At 62.4% G+C, this 17189-nt stretch carries 19 protein-coding genes and 1 pseudogene; 7 read left to right on the top strand and 13 right to left on the bottom strand.

Annotated elements, in window-relative coordinates; all coding sequences use genetic code 11:
• The first annotated feature begins 10 nt into the window (after nucleotides 1-10).
• The 3 genes and pseudogenes from NKH03_RS12365 (at nucleotide 11) to NKH03_RS12355 (ending at nucleotide 4806) form a co-directional block, all read left to right on the top strand.
• The gene (locus tag NKH03_RS12365) at nucleotides 11-1303 is read left to right on the top strand and encodes a M16 family metallopeptidase (protein ID WP_352868840.1); all 1293 of its coding nucleotides are present in this window, start codon (nucleotides 11-13) and stop codon (nucleotides 1301-1303) included.
• A gap of 15 nt (nucleotides 1304-1318) precedes the next feature.
• A pseudogene (locus NKH03_RS12360) lies at nucleotides 1319-1915 on the top strand (GNAT family N-acetyltransferase).
• A gap of 2 nt (nucleotides 1916-1917) precedes the next feature.
• A complete protein-coding gene (locus NKH03_RS12355) occupies nucleotides 1918-4806 on the top strand; it encodes an EAL domain-containing protein (protein ID WP_352968562.1) in 2889 nt (962 codons plus the stop codon).
• Nucleotides 4807-4811: 5 nt separating this feature from the next.
• Here NKH03_RS12355 and NKH03_RS12350 read toward each other — a convergent pair whose 3' ends face one another.
• Nucleotides 4812-5420: a YqgE/AlgH family protein gene (locus tag NKH03_RS12350; protein ID WP_352868845.1), complete on the bottom strand. Its 609-nt coding sequence runs from the start codon at nucleotides 5418-5420 to the stop codon at nucleotides 4812-4814.
• A gap of 170 nt (nucleotides 5421-5590) precedes the next feature.
• Here NKH03_RS12350 and NKH03_RS12345 point away from each other — a divergent pair, with 170 nt between their 5' ends.
• The 3 genes from NKH03_RS12345 to NKH03_RS12335 all read left to right on the top strand — a co-directional run bounded on the left by NKH03_RS12345 (nucleotide 5591) and on the right by NKH03_RS12335 (nucleotide 7515).
• Nucleotides 5591-6397: a protein-disulfide reductase DsbD domain-containing protein gene (locus NKH03_RS12345; RefSeq protein WP_352968561.1), complete on the top strand. Its 807-nt coding sequence runs from the start codon at nucleotides 5591-5593 to the stop codon at nucleotides 6395-6397.
• Nucleotides 6398-6481: 84 nt separating this feature from the next.
• Nucleotides 6482-6958, top strand: a complete 477-nt coding sequence (locus NKH03_RS12340; protein ID WP_352877549.1) for a peroxiredoxin — start codon at nucleotides 6482-6484, stop codon at nucleotides 6956-6958.
• 80 nt (nucleotides 6959-7038) lie between these two features.
• Nucleotides 7039-7515, top strand: coding sequence for a DUF2938 domain-containing protein (locus tag NKH03_RS12335; RefSeq protein ID WP_352968560.1), 477 nt, complete (start codon nucleotides 7039-7041; stop codon nucleotides 7513-7515).
• Nucleotides 7516-7566: 51 nt separating this feature from the next.
• On the opposite strand, the gene rnhA is transcribed toward NKH03_RS12335, so the two are convergent.
• From rnhA to coxB, 12 genes are all read right to left on the bottom strand, one after another.
• Nucleotides 7567-8097 (bottom strand): ribonuclease HI, encoded by a 531-nt coding sequence (rnhA, locus tag NKH03_RS12330; protein WP_352968559.1) that lies wholly within the window; start codon nucleotides 8095-8097, stop codon nucleotides 7567-7569.
• On the bottom strand, nucleotides 8094-9071 hold the full coding sequence (locus tag NKH03_RS12325) for a homoserine kinase (protein WP_352870326.1): 978 nt from the start codon (nucleotides 9069-9071) through the stop codon (nucleotides 8094-8096). Before NKH03_RS12325 ends, rnhA begins: the two co-directional genes overlap by 4 nt.
• Nucleotides 9072-9076: 5 nt before the next feature.
• The gene (gene ispH, locus NKH03_RS12320) at nucleotides 9077-10087 is read right to left on the bottom strand and encodes a 4-hydroxy-3-methylbut-2-enyl diphosphate reductase (RefSeq protein WP_352870327.1); all 1011 of its coding nucleotides are present in this window, start codon (nucleotides 10085-10087) and stop codon (nucleotides 9077-9079) included.
• 89 nt (nucleotides 10088-10176) lie between these two features.
• A complete protein-coding gene (locus tag NKH03_RS12315; RefSeq protein WP_352870328.1) occupies nucleotides 10177-10932 on the bottom strand; it encodes an SURF1 family protein in 756 nt (251 codons plus the stop codon).
• Nucleotides 10929-11315 carry a DUF983 domain-containing protein gene (locus NKH03_RS12310; RefSeq protein WP_352870403.1) on the bottom strand — a complete coding sequence of 129 codons (387 nt, stop codon included), beginning with the start codon at nucleotides 11313-11315 and terminating at the stop codon, nucleotides 10929-10931. The genes NKH03_RS12315 and NKH03_RS12310 overlap by 4 nt, the downstream gene beginning before the upstream one ends.
• Nucleotides 11316-11339: 24 nt before the next feature.
• On the bottom strand, nucleotides 11340-11504 hold the full coding sequence (locus tag NKH03_RS12305; RefSeq protein WP_352877564.1) for a L,D-transpeptidase family protein: 165 nt from the start codon (nucleotides 11502-11504) through the stop codon (nucleotides 11340-11342).
• A 92-nt stretch (nucleotides 11505-11596) separates the two neighbouring features.
• Nucleotides 11597-12478: a cytochrome c oxidase subunit 3 gene (locus NKH03_RS12300; RefSeq protein WP_352870329.1), complete on the bottom strand. Its 882-nt coding sequence runs from the start codon at nucleotides 12476-12478 to the stop codon at nucleotides 11597-11599.
• A 1-nt stretch (nucleotide 12479) separates the two neighbouring features.
• Nucleotides 12480-13112: a cytochrome c oxidase assembly protein gene (locus NKH03_RS12295; protein ID WP_352968558.1), complete on the bottom strand. Its 633-nt coding sequence runs from the start codon at nucleotides 13110-13112 to the stop codon at nucleotides 12480-12482.
• Complete coding sequence (locus tag NKH03_RS12290; protein ID WP_023759130.1) at nucleotides 13112-13279, bottom strand: cytochrome c oxidase system small membrane protein; 168 nt, start codon at nucleotides 13277-13279, stop codon at nucleotides 13112-13114. The genes NKH03_RS12295 and NKH03_RS12290 overlap by 1 nt, the downstream gene beginning before the upstream one ends.
• The gene (locus tag NKH03_RS12285) at nucleotides 13276-14220 is read right to left on the bottom strand and encodes a heme o synthase (protein WP_352968557.1); all 945 of its coding nucleotides are present in this window, start codon (nucleotides 14218-14220) and stop codon (nucleotides 13276-13278) included. The genes NKH03_RS12290 and NKH03_RS12285 overlap by 4 nt, the downstream gene beginning before the upstream one ends.
• 76 nt (nucleotides 14221-14296) lie before the next feature.
• A complete protein-coding gene (ctaD, locus tag NKH03_RS12280) occupies nucleotides 14297-15949 on the bottom strand; it encodes a cytochrome c oxidase subunit I (RefSeq protein ID WP_023759128.1) in 1653 nt (550 codons plus the stop codon).
• 37 nt (nucleotides 15950-15986) lie between these two features.
• A complete protein-coding gene (coxB, locus tag NKH03_RS12275; protein WP_352870404.1) occupies nucleotides 15987-16820 on the bottom strand; it encodes a cytochrome c oxidase subunit II in 834 nt (277 codons plus the stop codon).
• Here coxB and NKH03_RS12270 point away from each other — a divergent pair.
• Entirely contained in the window at nucleotides 16738-17061 is a 324-nt protein-coding gene (locus tag NKH03_RS12270) for a hypothetical protein (protein WP_352870413.1), read from the top strand. The genes coxB and NKH03_RS12270 overlap by 83 nt on opposite strands.
• The last annotated feature ends 128 nt before the right edge of the window (nucleotides 17062-17189 follow it).

Raw genomic sequence — 17189 nt, 5'->3', positions numbered from 1 at the left:
TAGTAGCCATATGGGTGTTGAGGTAAGCCGTCTGTCGAACGGCCTGACAGTCGCCACCGAAACCCTTCAAAGCATCGAATCGGTTGCCCTTGGAGCCTGGGTCAAGTCGGGTGCCCGCAATGAACGTGACGACGAGCATGGCATGGCCCATCTGCTCGAGCATATGGCGTTCAAGGGTACGAAAAGGCGAAGCGCCTTCGAAATAGCCTCGGAGATCGAGGACGTCGGCGGCGAGATCAACGCCGCCACCAGCGTCGAGACCACCTCATACTATGCCAGGGTGCTCTCCGACGATGTGCCGCTGGCCGTCGACATTCTTGCCGACATCCTGCAGGAGTCCGAGTTCGACCCACAGGAACTCGAACGCGAGCAGCATGTGATCCTGCAGGAGATCGGCGCCGCGCACGACACGCCCGACGACATCGTCTTCGACCGCTTCACCGAGACGGCGTTTCGCCACCAGACCATCGGCCGCTCGATCCTTGGCACGCCGGAAACCGTCAAATCCTTCACCTCGAAGCAGTTGCACGATTTCATCGAACGGCAATATGGCGCCGAGCGGATGGTGATCGTCGCTGCCGGCGACATCAAGCACGATAATTTCGTGCGCGAGGTCGAAAAGCAGCTCGGCGGCTTCCGCAGCAAGGCCGACAGCACCATCCCGCAATATGCGCAATATGTCGGCGGCGACTTCCGCGAGGATCGCGACCTGATGGATGCGCAGATCGTGCTGGGGTTCGAAGGCCGCGCCTATCATGTGCGCGACTTCTACGCCTCGCAGGTGCTGTCGATGATCCTCGGCGGCGGCATGTCGTCGCGCCTGTTCCAGGAGGTCCGCGAAAAACGCGGCCTGTGCTATTCGGTCTATGCCTTCCATTGGGGCTTTTCCGACACGGGCGTCTTCGGCGTCCATGCCGCCACCGGCCAGAGCGACATCGCCGAACTGGTGCCTGTCATCATCGACGAACTGCAGAAGGCCGGCGAGAAAATCCTGCAGGAAGAACTCGACCGTGCGCGTGCCCAGTATCGCGCCGGGCTGATCATGTCCGCCGAAAGCCCGGCCAGCCGGGCTTCGCAGATCGCACGGCAACTGCTTCTGTTTGGCCGGCCGATCGCCAAGGAGGAACTGATGGAACGGCTGGCGGCGCTGACGATCGAGCGGCTGACCGATCTGTCGTCGCGATTGTTCTCGACCAAGCCGACGCTTACCGCTGTCGGGCCTGTGGGCACACTGGCGCCATACGAAACGATCCTCGAATCGCTCGCAGGCACGCAGACCACGGCCCGCAAGCTCGCCGTCTAAGCCCCTCAAAGCGCCATGTTCGCGCTCCCTTTCTTCCGCCGTGATCTGCCGGCGCTGAAAGGCGACCGCGTCACGCTACGCGTGCCATTCACCAATGATTACCGCGAGTGGGCGGCGGTGGGGGGCTAACGCCGCGCCTTCCTCGAACCTTGGGAGCCCCGCTGGACTCCCGACGAACTCGACCGCAACGCATGGCGGCTGCGCATCAGCCGCTACCGCGAAGACTATGCGCAAGGGACGGCCATCGCCTTCTTCATCTTCGAAAGGAGCAGCGGCAAACTGGCGGGCGGCATCACGCTCGGCAACATACGCCATGGCGTCTCGCAAAGCGGCCATGTCGGCTACTGGATCGGCGAGCGCTTTGGCGGCCGCGGCTTGATGACCGACGCGGTCAAGGTGGTGACCCGCTTCGCCTTCGATACGCTGAGGTTGCACCGGATCGAAGCGGCCTGTATTCCCGACAACGCCCGGTCGATCCGCGTGCTTGAAAAAGCCGGATTCCGGCGCGAAGGACTTCTGCGATCCTATCTCAGGATCAACGGCATCTGGCAGGACCACTACCTCTACGCCCGGATCGCGGACGATCCGCCGGGCGTTGGAACGAAGGACTGATTTTGACGAATTTCCTGCGAAACGGGCCGCTGTTCGCCTTTGTCCTCGCGACAATCCTGACGCTGTGCGCGGCGACCTCGGCCTTCGCCGTCGAACCGATCAAGATTGCCCGCGATGACGTCGCGCTCGACCTTTCCGGTGCCGTCGAGATCTACCGGAACCAGGGCGAGAATTTCCAGGTGTCCACCGCTCCGGGTCCGGACGGCATCGTGCGGCGCATCGAGGTCGAGGCCAATGACGCGCGTTCGACCGGCGACTGGGCGGTGTTCGCGCTGGCCAACACCACCGACCAGCAGCTCGACAGGCTGATCGTCGCACCGCATTTCCGCCTGGTGAATTCCGGCATCTTCTGGCCGGATCTCGGCTCGACCCGCATCGCCGCCATCACGCCTAGCGAAGGCTTCGCGCTCGACCGCCAGACCAGCCCCGACGCCGACGTGTTCCGGGTGACGCTGAACCCCGGCACGGTCATCACCTTCATCGCCGAGTTGGCCTCGCCGAAGCTGCCGCAGGTTTACCTGTGGGATCCGGAATCCTACAAGGACTCGGTCAATTCCTACACGCTGTTTCGCGGCATCGTCATCGGCATCGCCGGCCTGCTGGCGCTGTTCCTGACCATCCTTTTCGTGGTCAAGGGAACCTCGATGTTCCCGGCGACCGCGGCGCTTGCCTGGGCGGTGCTGGCCTATATCTGCGTCGATTTCGGCTTTCTCAACAAAATCATCGAAATCTCGCCCGGCAACGAGCAGATGTGGCGGGCGGGAACGGAGGTGGCGCTGGCGGGAACCTTCGTGGTGTTCCTGTTCGCCTACCTCAACCTCAACCGATGGCACGGCCATTTCAGCTACGGTGCATTGGTCTGGATCCTCGGACTGGTGCTGATCGCCGGCGTCGCCATCGTCGACCCGGCGGTCGCCGCCGGCATCGCCAGGCTGTCCTTCGCCGCCACGGCGCTGACCGGGCTCGGCCTGATCATCTTCCTCGGCATACGCGGCTATGATCGCGCCATCATGCTGGTGCCCAGTTGGGTCATGGTGCTGTTGTGGCTGTGCGGATCGTGGATGGCGATCACCGGCATGCTCGACAACGATATCGCCCAGCCCGCCTTGGGCGGCGGGCTGATCCTGATCATCCTTCTGATCGGTTTTACCGTCATGCAACATGCCTTTGCCGGCGGCGCGCTGCATCAGGGCCTGTTTTCCGACCTCGAGCGGCAGGCGCTGGCCGTGGCCGGATCGGGCGACACGGTTTGGGACTGGGACGTGCTGCGCGACCGCGTCGTCACCAAGCCCGATGTCAGCATCCAGCTCGGCCTGGCGCCCAACAGCCTCGGTGGTGCCGCACGCAACTGGCTGCCGGTGCTGCATGCCGACGACCGCGACACGTTCCGCACGACACTCGACGTGGTGCTCGAACACCGGCGCGGCCGGGTGTCGCAGAACTTCCGACTGCGCGGCGCCGACGGTCATTATCACTGGTTTTCGCTGCGCGCGCGCCCGGTGATCGGATCGGACGGCGAGGTCATTCGCTGCGTCGGCACCATGGTCGACGTGACCGAGCAGAAGAAATCCGAGGAAAGGCTGCTGCACGATGCCGTGCACGACAATCTGACCGGCCTGCCGAACCGCGAATTGCTGATGAACCGGCTGGAAGCGATCATCTCGATCGCCCGCACCGAAGAGAAAGTGCGCCCGACCGTCTTCGTCATCGACATCGACCGTTTCAAGCAGGTCAATGACGGGCTTGGCATTTCGGCCGGAGATACCATCCTTTTGACCATCGCACGCCGTCTGCACCGGCTGCTCAAGCCGAAGGATTCACTGTCGCGCTTTGCCGGCGACCAGTTCGCGCTGATGCTTTTGTCCGAACAGGACCCGGCCCGCATCGCGGCCGTCGCGGACGCCATCAAGCATGCCATCAACAACCCGATCACCTTCGCCAAGCGCGAGATCGTGCTGACGGCCTCGATCGGACTGATCACCTGGAACTCGCCGCAAATGTCGGCCGAGGACATGGTCAAGGATGCCGAGTTGGCCATGCATCAGGCCAAGCGCTTCGGCGGCGATCGTATCGAGCCGTTCCGCCCGGCCTTCCGCAGCGTCGGCACCGATCGGCTGCAGTTCGAATCCGACCTGCGGCGCGCCATCGAGCGGCGCGAATTCACGCTCGCCTACCAGCCGATCGTGCGGCTGGAGGATGGCAGCGTCGCCGGCTTCGAGGCCCTGCTGCGCTGGGACCATCCGCGCCGCGGCATGATCCCGCCGGCGGATTTCATCCCGGTCGCCGAGAGCTGCGGGCTGATCGTGCAGCTTGGCCTGTTCGCCATGCAGCAGGCGGCGGAAGACCTCGCCGGCTGGCAAAAACAGATCGGCGACGCGCCGCTGTCGGTTTCGGTCAACCTGTCCAGCCGCCAGCTGATCCGCCGCGACCTGGTCAGCGACGTGCGCTCGGTCATCGCGCGCGCCAATCTGAAGCCGCGCTGCTTCCGGCTCGAACTCACCGAATCGCTTGTCATGGACAATCCCGAGCAGACCGCTCATGTGCTGACCAAGCTGAAGCAGCTCGGCATCGGCCTGTCGCTGGACGACTTCGGCACCGGCTATTCGTCATTGGCCTATCTGACGCGTTTCCCCTTCGACACCATCAAGATCGACAAGAGCTTCGTCGACGACAACACGCCGAAGCGCGCGGTGCTGCTCAAATCGATGGTCAACATGGCGCATGAACTTGGCCTGTCCGTCGTCGCCGAGGGCATTTCGGACGAAAGCGATGCGCTGGAATTGCGCCAGATGGGCTGCGAATATGTTCAGAGCTTCATGTTCGGCGCGCCGATGCCGGGCGACCAGGTGCTGAAGACCCTGAAGGAGCAATATCCGCTGACGCAGGCGTGAGAAGCTTAGGCGTGTCCGGCGGCGAGGCTGAGATGGGCGAGATCGATGCCGATCGCGGCGAGAATCCGGTCGTATTTGCGCTCGATGTCGGTGTCGAACAGAAGCTCGGCATTGGCCGGGCAGGTCAGCCAGCCATTCTCGGCGATCTCGGTCTCCAACTGGCCGGCGCCCCAGCCGGAATAGCCGAGCGCCATCAGCGCGTGACGAGGGCCGCGCCCAGACGATATGGCGCGCAATATGTCGACGGTCGCGGTCAGGCAGATGTCGTCCGAAACGGTCAGCGAGGATTCCACCCGGTAGTCGCCCGAATGCAGGACGAAGCCCCGGCTGCGATCCACGGGGCCGCCATTGCGCACGACGAAGTCGCGCGCCTGCGCCGGCAGGCGGATCGCCTCCTGTTCGTTCATGATGCCCAGTTGCACGAGCAGGTCCGGAAACAGCATCTGCTGTGTCTGGTTGATGATCAGCCCCATGGCGCCTTCATCGGAGTGCGCACAGATATAGACTACCGAGCGCGTGAAACGGTCGTCCTTCATGCCGGGCATGGCAATCAGGAACTGATCGTCGAGAAAGCCGCGGCTGGCGGCCGTCTTCTTGTGGCGCAACAAGTCCATGGAAGGGAGCGTAACGCGTTTCCAAAGCGCCGAAAAGATGCACTGTGCGCGATTCGACCAAAGCTCATGCCGGCGGCTCGAGCATTTCTCCCCTCAAGGTCACGCAAATATGATACCGGCAAGGTCATGAGATCATTGCGCGGCCACGAACGGACGATCAAATCACCGCCATGCAAAGCTTGAAAATCCTGCTGCTCGGCGCCGCCATCGGCTCGGCAACCGCTCTTCCCGCCGCCGCCTCCTCATCGGCATGGTACAGCAGCGAAGGCGGTAAGGTCCGGCTGGTGACTTCAGGCCAACCCGACGACGCCGGCCGCATCCAGGGCGTTCTCGACATAGCGCTCAAGCCCGGCTGGAAGACCTACTGGCGCGATCCGGGCGACGCGGGCGTGCCGCCGCAGCTCGACATTTCCGCCAGCACCAACATCGCCGACGCCGCTCTGTCGTTTCCTGCTCCTCAGCGCCACGACGACGGCTATGGCAAATGGGCAGGCTATAACTATCCGGTTTCGCTGCCGGTGACGTTCACGCTGGCCACGCCGAACCAGCCGGCGGTGATCGATGCCGACATCTTTCTCGGCATTTGCGAAACGATCTGCATCCCGGTGCAGACGCGGCTGACCGTTTATCCCGCCTCCGACCCGGACAATGCCGAGGACGCGGCGCTGGTGACGGCAAGTTTTTCGGCATTGCCGGCGCCCGCGAGGGCCGATTTCGGCATCAAAGTCCTGCCGGGCGACCACGAAACGCTGATTGTCGAGGCTAATCTTCCCGGCGATCCGGAGGCGGCGGATTTCTTCGTTGCCGGCGAGCGGGATTATATGTTCGGCGCCCCAGCGCGCAGCGAAAAGGACGGCAAGCTGATTTTCACCGTGCCGATCCTCAATCGCCCGTCGACGACGCCGACGGATGGCGGGCTTCACTACACGCTGACGAGTTCGGCGGGCGCGGTCGAAGGGCTTCTGCCTTTCCCTTGATCCAGTGTCTCCAGACGGTTGCGGGAAACCGTTGAGTTCGCTACGCAAAGACACACCCTTCCCGATTTTCCAAGCGAGGAATTCATGACCATTTCCGTTGGCGATAAGCTGCCTGACGTGACCTTCAAGACGATGACCGCCGATGGCGCCAAGCCGATTACCGGAGCCGAGATATTCTCCGGCAAGAAGGTGGTGCTGTTTGGGGTTCCCGGCGCCTTCACGCCGACCTGCAGTAACAACCATTTGCCCGGCTATCTCGAGAACCATGACGCCATCCTGGCGCGCGGTGTCGACACCATCGCCGTCGTTTCGGTGAACGATGCGCACGTCATGGGCGCCTGGGCGCGCTTCACCGGCGGTGAGGGCAAGATCCTGTTCCTCGCCGACGGCAATGGAGATTTCGCCAAGGCGACCGGCCTCGACTACATCAGCAACGATATGGGGCTGCGCTCGAGGCGCTTCTCAATGGTCATCGACGATGGCAAGGTCACCGCGCTCAATGTCGAGACCAAGCCCGGTGTCGACGAGTCCGGCGCGGCTCATATTCTGGGACAGCTCTGAACTTCAGCGAGGCGTCGGGCGTGGACCGCAACCACGATCGCGCCTGTAGTCCAGGGTTTGCCTCTGGGGAGACCTTAGCGATGTTTGACATCTTCTGGCGCGCTATCGCGATTGGCATCGGCGCCACCGTGGCGATGGACCTGTGGGCCATCTTCCTCCACAAGGCATTCGGCCAGCCACGGCCGAACTGGGGGCCGGTCGGTCGCTGGGTCTGGCATCTCCGCGACAAAGTCTTCCACGACGATATCGGCAATGCAGTCCCCTACGCGCATGAAAAGGCGCTGGGCTGGGCCTTCCACTATTTTGTCGGCATGGTCTACGGCATCATGCTGGTGGTGCTGGCCGGAGCGGGCTGGCTTGCAGCGCCGACCTTCCTGCCAGCCTTTATCCTCGGCATCGTCACCGTCGGCGCCGGCTGGTTCCTGCTGGCGCCCGGCCTGGGCGCCGGCTGGGCGGCCTCGAAGCGGCCCAATCCGATGCAAATCCGTGCCCTCAATTTGGTATCGCACACGGTGTTCGCGCTCGGGCTGTATGGCACGGCGTTGCTGATCCGTTAGAGCAGTTCACCGTTTCACGGAAACGGTAAAACTGCCGTCCGGCTCCCGGAATCAATAGCTCTGTGTTGAGCGCCGCACCTTTGCGACCGCAGGCTGTGTTGCCTGCGCGGCTGGCTTTGGCGTTGCTGCAGGCTTGAACGGGCCTTTCTTGAACGGTGCCATGCCCTCGCGCGCGAGTTCGTCGGCGCGCTCGTTTTCGGTATGGCCGGCGTGGCCCCTGACCCAGTTCCAGGTGACCTTGTGGCGCCTGTTGGCCTCGTCGAGCGCCTGCCAGAGTTCACCGTTCTTCACAGGCTTCTTGTCGGCGGTCTTCCAGCCGTTCCTCTTCCAGCCGTGGATCCACTTGGAAATGCCGTCCATGACATATTTGCTGTCGGTGTGAAGCTCGACCGAGCAAGGTTCCTTCAGCGCGTTCAGCGCCGAGATGGCGGCGAGAAGTTCCATGCGGTTGTTGGTCGTCTCGGCCTCGCCGCCGGAAAGCTCCTTGGTGGTGCCGTTGAAGCGCAGGATGGCGCCCCAGCCGCCGGGGCCGGGATTGCCCGAACAGGCGCCGTCGGTGAAAATCTCAACCTGTTTGCTCATGACACCCCATATTCGGCCAATCCATATTCCGAAGGAGATCTGATGGCCCGGTGAAAACGCATCCTGCGGATATACTCGGTCGGATCGCGTTTCATCACCAGCCCGCCATTCGGAACAGTCAGCCAGTCGTACAGCCGGGTCAGCATGAAACGCAGCGCCGAACCGCGCGCCAGCATCGGCAGCGCCGCCTTCTCCTGGTCACTTAGGGGACGCACGCTCTGATAGCCGGCAAGCAACGCCTTGCCCTTGGTGAGGTTGAAGGAAAAATCCTTCTCGAAGCACCAGGCATTGAGGCAGGTAGCGACATCGTAGGCATAAAGGTCGTCGCAGGCGAAATAGAAATCGATCAGACCGGACAGCTTTTCGCCAAGGAAGAAGACGTTGTCCGGGAAAAGATCGGCATGGATGATGCCTTGCGGCAGGTCTTTCGGCCAGTTCCGCTCGAAATCGGCGAAGTCGGCATCGACCTCGGCCGCTAGGCCCGGCTCGACCTCGTCGGCGCGATCGCGCGCCGCATTCCAGAGCTTGCGCCAGCCGTCTATGGCCAGCGCATTCGGACGCGTCATCGAAAAATCGGCACCAGCCAGATGCAATTGCGCCAGCGCCTTGCCGACCTCGGCGCAATGCGTTGCTGTCGGCCGCCGCAGCGAAAGCCCTTCGAGGAAGGTGATGATGACCGCCGGCCGGCCCGCGAGCGTGCCGATGACGCTGCCGTCATCCGCGGTCACCGGCAGCGGGCAGGACACGCCTTTGTTGGCGAGATGGCTCATCAGCCCGAGGAAAAACGGCAGATCCGCCTTCTCGACGCGCTTTTCATAAAGCGTCAGGATGTAGGAGCCACTAGAGGTGTGCAGCAGGAAGTTCGAGTTCTCGGTGCCTTCGGCGATGCCCTTGTAGGACAGGAGCTCGCCGACCGGATAGTGCTTCAGGAACGCGCCAAGTTCGCCTTCCGCAACGTCGGTGTAGACCGCCATGTGCCCTACGCGGCTCCATTGACGAAGGCCATGTCGGCCCGCGTCAGTTCGACATCGCGCAGTACCCGCATGACCGGAAAATCCTCCGTTTCCGTGGCCGTGATGGCCAGGTCGATCGTCACATCGAAGCGTTGCCGGAACGCATCGATGATCTCGTCGACGATGATTTCGGGCGCCGACGCGCCGGCCGACAGGCCAAGCGTCGAAATGTTGGCGATGTCATTCCACGGAATCTCGGCGGCGCGCTGCACGAGAAGCGACATCGAGGCACCGGCACGTTCCGCGACTTCGACAAGGCGCCGCGAATTGGAGGAATTGGGCGCGCCGACGATCAAATAGAGATCGGCGCCGGCCGCGGTCTCCTTCACCGCCTCCTGGCGATTGGTGGTGGCGTAGCAGATCGATTCCGCCGCCGGCGCCTGCAGGGCTGGAAAGCGATCCTGCAGCGCGCGGATGATGCCGGCGGTGTCCTCGACCGACAGCGTGGTCTGGGTAACAAAGCCGAGCGCCCGCGGGTCGGCGGGCGCGAGCTTTGCCGCATCGGCTTCGGTCTCGATCAGCGTCACCGCGCCGTCCGGCAGCTGGCCCATGGTGCCGATCACCTCGGGATGTCCGGCATGACCGATCAAGAGCACATGCCTGCCAAGCCGCTGATGGCGCATTGCCTGCTTGTGGACCTTCGACACCAGCGGGCAGGTGGCATCGAGATAGAAAAGGTTGCGCGCCTGGGCATCCGCCGGCACCGACTTTGGCACGCCATGCGCCGAGAACACGACTGGCGACTGCCGGTGTTCGGCCGGGATCTCGGAGAGCTCCTCGATGAAGACGGCGCCAAGGCTTTGCAGTCCCTCGACGACGTAACGGTTGTGCACGATCTCGTGGCGGACATAGACCGGCGCGCCATATTTCTTCAGCGCCAGCACGACGATCTGGATGGCACGGTCGACACCGGCGCAAAAACCGCGCGGCTGGCAAAGCCGGATCGTCAGGGGTGGTTTGGTCGTTGCTTGAAGCATGAATCCAGGCCGGTTGATCAGAGCCGAAATGAGGTGCCTACCCCCGCCCTGTCAAGGGCATCGGTAGAGAGAGGGGGCGTCGGGCGCGTTCATTCCTCTTTCGCGGAACGGCGAAGCCGCAGGATGAGCACGGCGGCGAGTGCCGCGGCAAGGCCATACCAGGTCATCGCATATTGCAGATGGCTGTTCGGCAGATCGATGATGGTGACGCCGCCAACCGGCAATCCGCCTGGATTTGGCGTCTTGTCGGCATCGATGAAGATCGGCACCGGCGCGGCGCCCGCCGGCAGCCCGGCGCTCGCCGCCATCGCGTCGCGGTCCTTCCAGTAGAAGATGTTCTTCGCCACATCATTGTCGGGAAGCATCATCGACGGCTTTGCCGGCAGCGGATTGCGGGCAAGCCCCGTGATCGTCACCCTGCCCGTCACCTGTCCCTTGGCGCGCTTGGCGGCATCCTTCAGCTCGTACGGTACGAAACCGCGATTGACCAGGACGAAGCGGCCATCGTCGAGGCCAAGCGGCGTATAGACGTTGAAGCCGGCTTCGCCTTCCCAGGTCGCGTAGAAATGCCGTTCGCCTTGATGCAGGAACGTGCCGGTGACGGTGACCGGCGTGTAGTCGACGTCGCCGGTGGCGGCGAATTCTTTCTCGATTTCGGCTAGCGGCCGTGGCGCTGAATGGGTGCGCTGGTCGATGGTCTGGAGAAGACCTTCCTTCCAGTACAGGCGCTGGACCTGCCAGGTGCCGAGCGCCAGCAGGATCAGGAACAGCGCCAGACCAAGGCCGAACAGCAATGCCGTCCGTGGCCGCGAGCGGCCACCGGCTTTGATGGACGCCTCGCTCATTCGCCGCGGTCCAGCCGCCCCTCGGCCGCCTTGTTGCGGTATTGCAGGGTAAGCAGGACGCCCTTGATCAGCCGCAGCGCCGTCAGGCACAACACGACAGCCAGCGGGATCCAGACCAGCAGATGCAGCCAGAGCGGCGGGCTCAGCGTGACTTCAACCCAGAGCGCCAGACCAACAATGAGGAAGCCGATGATCAGGATGACGAAAACCGCCGGTCCATCGCCGGCATCGGCGTAGGAATAGTCGAGGCCGCAATTGACGCAGCGCTTGCCGACGGTGAGGAAACCGGAAAACAGCCGCCCCTCGCCGCAGCGCGGGCAGCGGCCGTGCAGGCCGGCCGAAATCGGGTCGACCGGCGGCCAGATCGCCCTATCTTCACCCATTGAAGCGTCGTCGTCGCTCATTGCTTACCGCTCGATCTCGATCGGTGTGCCATCGGCCACCATTGCCCAGATTTCGTCCATGTCGGAGTCCGTAACCGCAATGCAGCCGTCGGTCCAGTCGACCAATTGAAGCAGCTCGGCAACATCGTGAGCATGAATGCGCAGATGGCAGGGAAGTGTCGGCCGCATCGTCCATCGATCGGCGATCATTGCGCCGGAAAGAAGAAGGCGGCCACGTCGCCGCGGCCGCCCCTCCCCAAATCGAAATCCTAAAAGCTAGATCAGTGGGCTTCGACCACCGCGCCGACCGATCCCCAGACGTAGATCGATGCGAACAGGAACAGCCAGACCACGTCGACGAAGTGCCAGTACCAGGCGGCCGCCTCGAAGCCGAAATGCTGCTTTGGGGTGAAATCACCCTTCATCGCCCGGATCAGGCAGACAGCCAGGAAGATGGTGCCGATGATGACATGGAAACCATGGAAGCCGGTCGCCATGAAGAAGGTGGCGCCATAGATAGAATCCTTGAAGGCGAACGGAGCGTGCATGTACTCATAAGCCTGCACCATGGTGAACAGCATGCCGAGGCCGACGGTCAGCACCAGCCCGTTGATCAGTCCCTTGCGGTCGCCATGGATGAGCGAATGGTGCGCCCAGGTAACGGTGGTACCCGACAGGAGCAGGATGACGGTGTTGTAGAGCGGCAAATGGAAGGGATCGAGAACCTCCATGCCCTTCGGCGGCCAGACGCCGCCGGTAAACGCGGTGCGGGCATATTGCTGGGCTTCGCCGGCGAAAAGGCTGGCGTCGAAATAGGCCCAGAACCAGGCAACGAAGAACATCACCTCCGAGGCGATGAACATGATCATGCCGTAGCGCAGATGGAGCGACACGACGCGCGTGTGATGGCCCTCATGCGCTTCCTTGATCGTGTCCGACCACCAGGCGAACATGGTGTAGAGGACGATCACGATGCCGATGAAGAACAGCCACGGATTGGCGATGTTGAAGCCGAAGATCGGGAAGCTGCCGCCCTTCAGGTACTCCATCAGGCAGACGCCGCCAAAAGCGGTTACGAGCGCTCCTACCGATCCCAGGAAAGGCCACGGGCTCGGGTCGACGAGATGATAGTCATGCTGTGGTTTTGCGTGCGCGTCTGCCATATCAACCCCCGAGATTTGCTTCGGTATTCGAAATTGTCTTGCTATTGCCCTTGGCCGGCTCCGAGGAGGCGACCGGCTTGGTCTTCTCGACCGGGAACATCGTATAGGACAGGGTGATCGTCTTCACGTCCTTCAGTTCCGGCACGTTGACGATATCGGGGTCCACATAGAACAGGACCGGCATGTCCAGCGTCTCGCCGGACTTCAGCGTCGTGTCGGTGAAACAGAAGCACTCGACCTTGTTGAAGTAGGGCCCTGCCAGTTCCGGTTGCACATTGAAGGTGGCGCGGCCGGTCACGGGGCGATCGAACTTGTTGGTCGCCTTGTAGTGCGCCTGCACCGTCTCGCCGATCTTCATGGTCATAGAGCGCTGGACCGGCTGAAACTCCCAAGGCACGCCGGCGATGTTGGCATCGAAGCGGACTGTGATCTCCCGGTCGAGCACACGGCCGGCATACTGCTTCTCGGCACGTTGCGTCGTGCCGCCATAGCCTGTCGCCTGGCAGAACATCTTGTAGAGCGGCACCGCGGCATAGGCCATGCCGATCATGCCGGTGAAGAAGGCAAGGCAGACGGCTGCGACGACGACGTTGCCGCTCTTCCCGGCAGGCCTTTTGGACGTCTCGACGCTCATCACATCGTGCCTGACAGATTGTGGCCGAACTTCACGATCGTCGCGATATAGAAAATGACGACCAGCACAGCCAGCGCCACGCCGATGGCGACCGAACGGTTGCGTCTGGCCTTCCTCTGCCGCTCGGTCAGCGTGACCAGTTCGAGCTTTTCTTCGATCATGGTCATGCTCCGCTCATGGCAAGCGCGCGCTCGACGACGCTGTCGGCCAGATAGGCAGCGAAGATGGCGAAGAGATAAAGCAGCGAATAGGCGAATAAAGCTTTAGCCGGTTTCATGACGCGGTCGTCGTCGGCCATGCCAAGCACTTTCCAGGCATACCAGACAAAGCCGACTCCGAGCAGCGCGGCGGCCACGCCATAGACCGGCGTGGTGTAGCCAAGCAGCCACGGCAGCACTCCGATAGGGGCCAGCACCAGCGCGTAAGCGAATATCTGGCGGCGGGTTGAAGCGTGTCCGGCGACGTTCGGCATCATCGGGATACCGGCCTTGGCGTAGTCCTCGGACTTGAACAGCGCCAGAGCCCAGAAGTGCGGCGGCGTCCACAGGAAAATGATCAGGAACAAGACAATGCTTTCAAGACTGACCGTCCCGGTCGCCGCGGCCCAGCCGATCACCGGCGGGATGGCGCCCGCGGCACCGCCGATGACGATGTTCTGCGGCGTCCAGCGCTTCAGCCACATCGTGTAGACGACGGCATAGAAGAAAATGGTGAAGGCCAGCAGCGTTGCCGCCAGCCAGTTGACCAGCACGCCGAGCGTCATCACCGACAGCACCGACAGCACCAGACCGAAGCTCAGCGCCTCGTGCGGCTGGATGCGACCGGACGGCACCGGACGGCTGGCGGTCCTGGTCATCACCGCGTCGATGTCGGCGTCGTACCACATGTTGAGCGCGCCCGAGGCGCCAGCACCAATGGCAATAGCCAGGATGGCGATCACGGCCAGCAGCGGATTGATGGTCACGGGTGCCGCGACCATGCCGACAAAGGCGGTAAATACCACCAGCGACATGACACGCGGCTTCAGCAGGGCGAAGAAATCGCCCGCTGTTGCTTCCGACATGCGAAAGCCCGCTTCGTCAATCAATGGGTCGTCGACAAGGGCCATGCGTACTTAAGTCCATTATTCCGTTGGCCAAAATCGCCGGCGGACCGGCGGTTTCGTATTCGAGCGGGCAGCCGCCTTACTTGATCTTCGGCAGTTGTTCCCACTGGTGGAAAGGCGGCGGCGAAGGCAGCTGCCATTCGAGAGTCGTTGCACCCTCGCCCCACGGGTTGGCACCGGCGATCCGCTTCTTCTGGAAAGCCTCGAACACGCAATAGAGGAAGATCAGGACGCCGACGGCCGAGATATAGGAGCCGATGGACGACACGTAGTTCCAGCCGGCAAACGCGTCCGGATAGTCGATCGTGCGGCGCGGCATGCCGGCGAGGCCGAGGAAATGCTGCGGGAAGAAGATCAGGTTGACGCCGACGAAAGTGACCCAGAAGTGGGTGTTGGCGATGACCGGCGAGTACATGTAGCCGGTCATCTTCGGGAACCAGTAGTACCAGCCGGCGAAGATGGCGAACACCGCGCCCAGCGACAGCACATAGTGGAAGTGGGCAATGACGAAATAGGTATCATGCAGCGAGCGGTCGAGACCGGCATTGGCCAGCTGGACGCCGGTAACGCCACCGATGGTGAACAGGAAGATGAAGCCCAGCGCCCACAGCATCGGCGTCTTGAACGAAATCGACCCGCCCCACATCGTCGCGATCCAGGAGAAGATCTTCACGCCCGTCGGCACCGCGATGACCATGGTGGCGAAGACGAAATAGCGCTGCGTGTCGAGCGACAGGCCGGTCGTGTACATGTGGTGCGCCCAGACGATGAAGCCGACGGCGCCGATCGCGACCATGGCGTAGGCCATGCCGAGATAACCGAACACCGGCTTCTTCGAAAAAGTCGATATGACGTGGCTGATGATGCCGAAGCCCGGCAGGATCAGGATGTAGACTTCCGGGTGACCGAAGAACCAGAAAAGGTGCTGGAACAGGATCGGATCGCCGCCGCCATCGGGAGCAAAGAAGGTCGTGCCGAAATTGCGGTCGGTGAGCAGCATGGTGATGCCGCCGGCCAGAACCGGCAACGAGAGCAGCAGCAGGAAGGCGGTGATCAGCACCGACCAGGCAAACAGCGGCATCTTGTGCAGCGTCATGCCAGGCGCGCGCATGTTGAAGATGGTGGTGATGAAGTTGATGGCGCCAAGGATCGACGACGCACCGGCGATGTGGATCGACAGGATCGCCAGATCCATGGCGGGTCCGGGCTGACCCGAGGTCGACAGCGGCGGATAAAGCGTCCAGCCGCCACCGACGCCGAAGGCACCCGGCGCACTCGGCACGAACATCGAGGTGAGCAGCAGGATGAAAGCTGGCGGCAGCAGCCAGAAGGAGATGTTGTTCATGCGCGGGAACGCCATGTCGGGCGCGCCGATCATGATCGGCACCATCCAGTTGGCAAAACCGCCGATCAGCGCCGGCATGACCATGAAGAAGATCATGATCAGCGCGTGCGCGGTGGCGAATGCATTGTACATGCTCTTGCCGCCGTCGATCGCGGCGTCACCGTTCATGCCGTAGACCATCTGCGCCAGACCGCTGAATATCTGAATGCCCGGCTCCTGCAACTCCATGCGGATGGCGACAGACAAGGCACCGCCGATGATGCCGGCCATGATCGCGAAGATCAGGTAGAGCGTACCGATGTCCTTGTGGTTGGTCGAATAAACCCAGCGCACCCAGCCGTGATAAGGCTTGTGATCGTGCCCGTCGTGAGCTGCAGCGTCTGCCATGTTCCGCTCCGTTCCCTGATCTTTTCTGGCCGCGGCATCAGTTGCCGGCGGCTGCTACCTTGTTTTGGCCGTCGACCTCGGCCATCAGCGTCTTGTTGGCGCCGGGCAGATCGGTCTTGGCTGCCGCCAGCCAGGTCTTGAACTGCTCATCCGAGACGACGCGGATTGCAATCGGCATGAACGCATGGTCCTTGCCGCAGAGCTGCGAGCATTGGCCGTAATAGAGGCCTTCCTTCTCCGCCTTGAACCAGGTCTCGTTGGTGCGGCCCGGAATGGCGTCGATCTTGATGCCGAACGACGGCATGGCAAAGGAGTGGATGACGTCGGTCGCGGTGACAAGCACGCGGGTCATGGTGTTGACCGGCACCACCATCTCGTTGTCGACGGCCAGCAGGCGCGGATATTCGTTGCGGTCCTCCTTGCCGGCGGCGGTGCGGTCGGTGTCCTGGAGGATCGCGGAGTTGAAGGAGAGCGTGTTCTCGGTCTGGTACTCGTAGTCCCAGTTCCACTGGTTGCCGGTCGCCTTGACGGTCAGCTTTGCTTCTTCCGGCGGCGTATATTGCGCGGTCAGCAGCTGGAACGAGGGAATGGCGAGGCAGAGCAGAACGACGACCGGGCCGACAGTCCAGATCACCTCGATCAGCGTGTTGTGGCTGGTCTTGGACGGGACCGGGTTCGCACTCGCGCGGAATCTCACGATGCAATAGGCGAGGAGAAGCAGCACCAGGATGGTAATCGGGACGATGAACCACATCGTGTAATTTCCGAACCACTCGATCTGCCGCATCATGTCCGTCGCCGGCGCCTGGAAGGTTGTCTCCCAGTTTTTTGGCTGGTCGGCATGGGCGGATGTGCCGGCGAAAAACGTGATAGCGGCACAAGCACTTAGAAGCTTGTCACTTGCTGGAAACTTGGCGTTTGCCAGGAAATTTCTCATCGCCCTCATCGTCTCCCAGTTCCTCGCAGCTGTAGCCACGAGAATAACGAACAACGCCGGGACGGGAATCCCGACTGTCTCAAGTTGGTTCAAACCATACTCTTTTTCCCTCCGCAAGAAAGGAGCGGGCAAAACCGTGCGGCATTTTTGCGCGCAAGCCCGGATGCGCCTTTGAAGGCAACGGCGGCGGCTCCGAATCGCCTATGTTGGGCCAACGGTTGCATTCCTGCGGGCCGCTCGTACCGGGCGTCGCAATTCGGGCGAATTTGGCAGGGAAAAGCGCCGGATTGGCCTTTTCAGGGC

Origin of the sequence: Mesorhizobium sp. M1406, from assembly GCF_040317555.1 — a bacterium.
Classification (GTDB): domain Bacteria; phylum Pseudomonadota; class Alphaproteobacteria; order Rhizobiales; family Rhizobiaceae; genus Mesorhizobium.
Note: the sequence above shows the minus strand (reverse complement) of the source record. Positions and strands in the feature narration are given on the sequence as shown.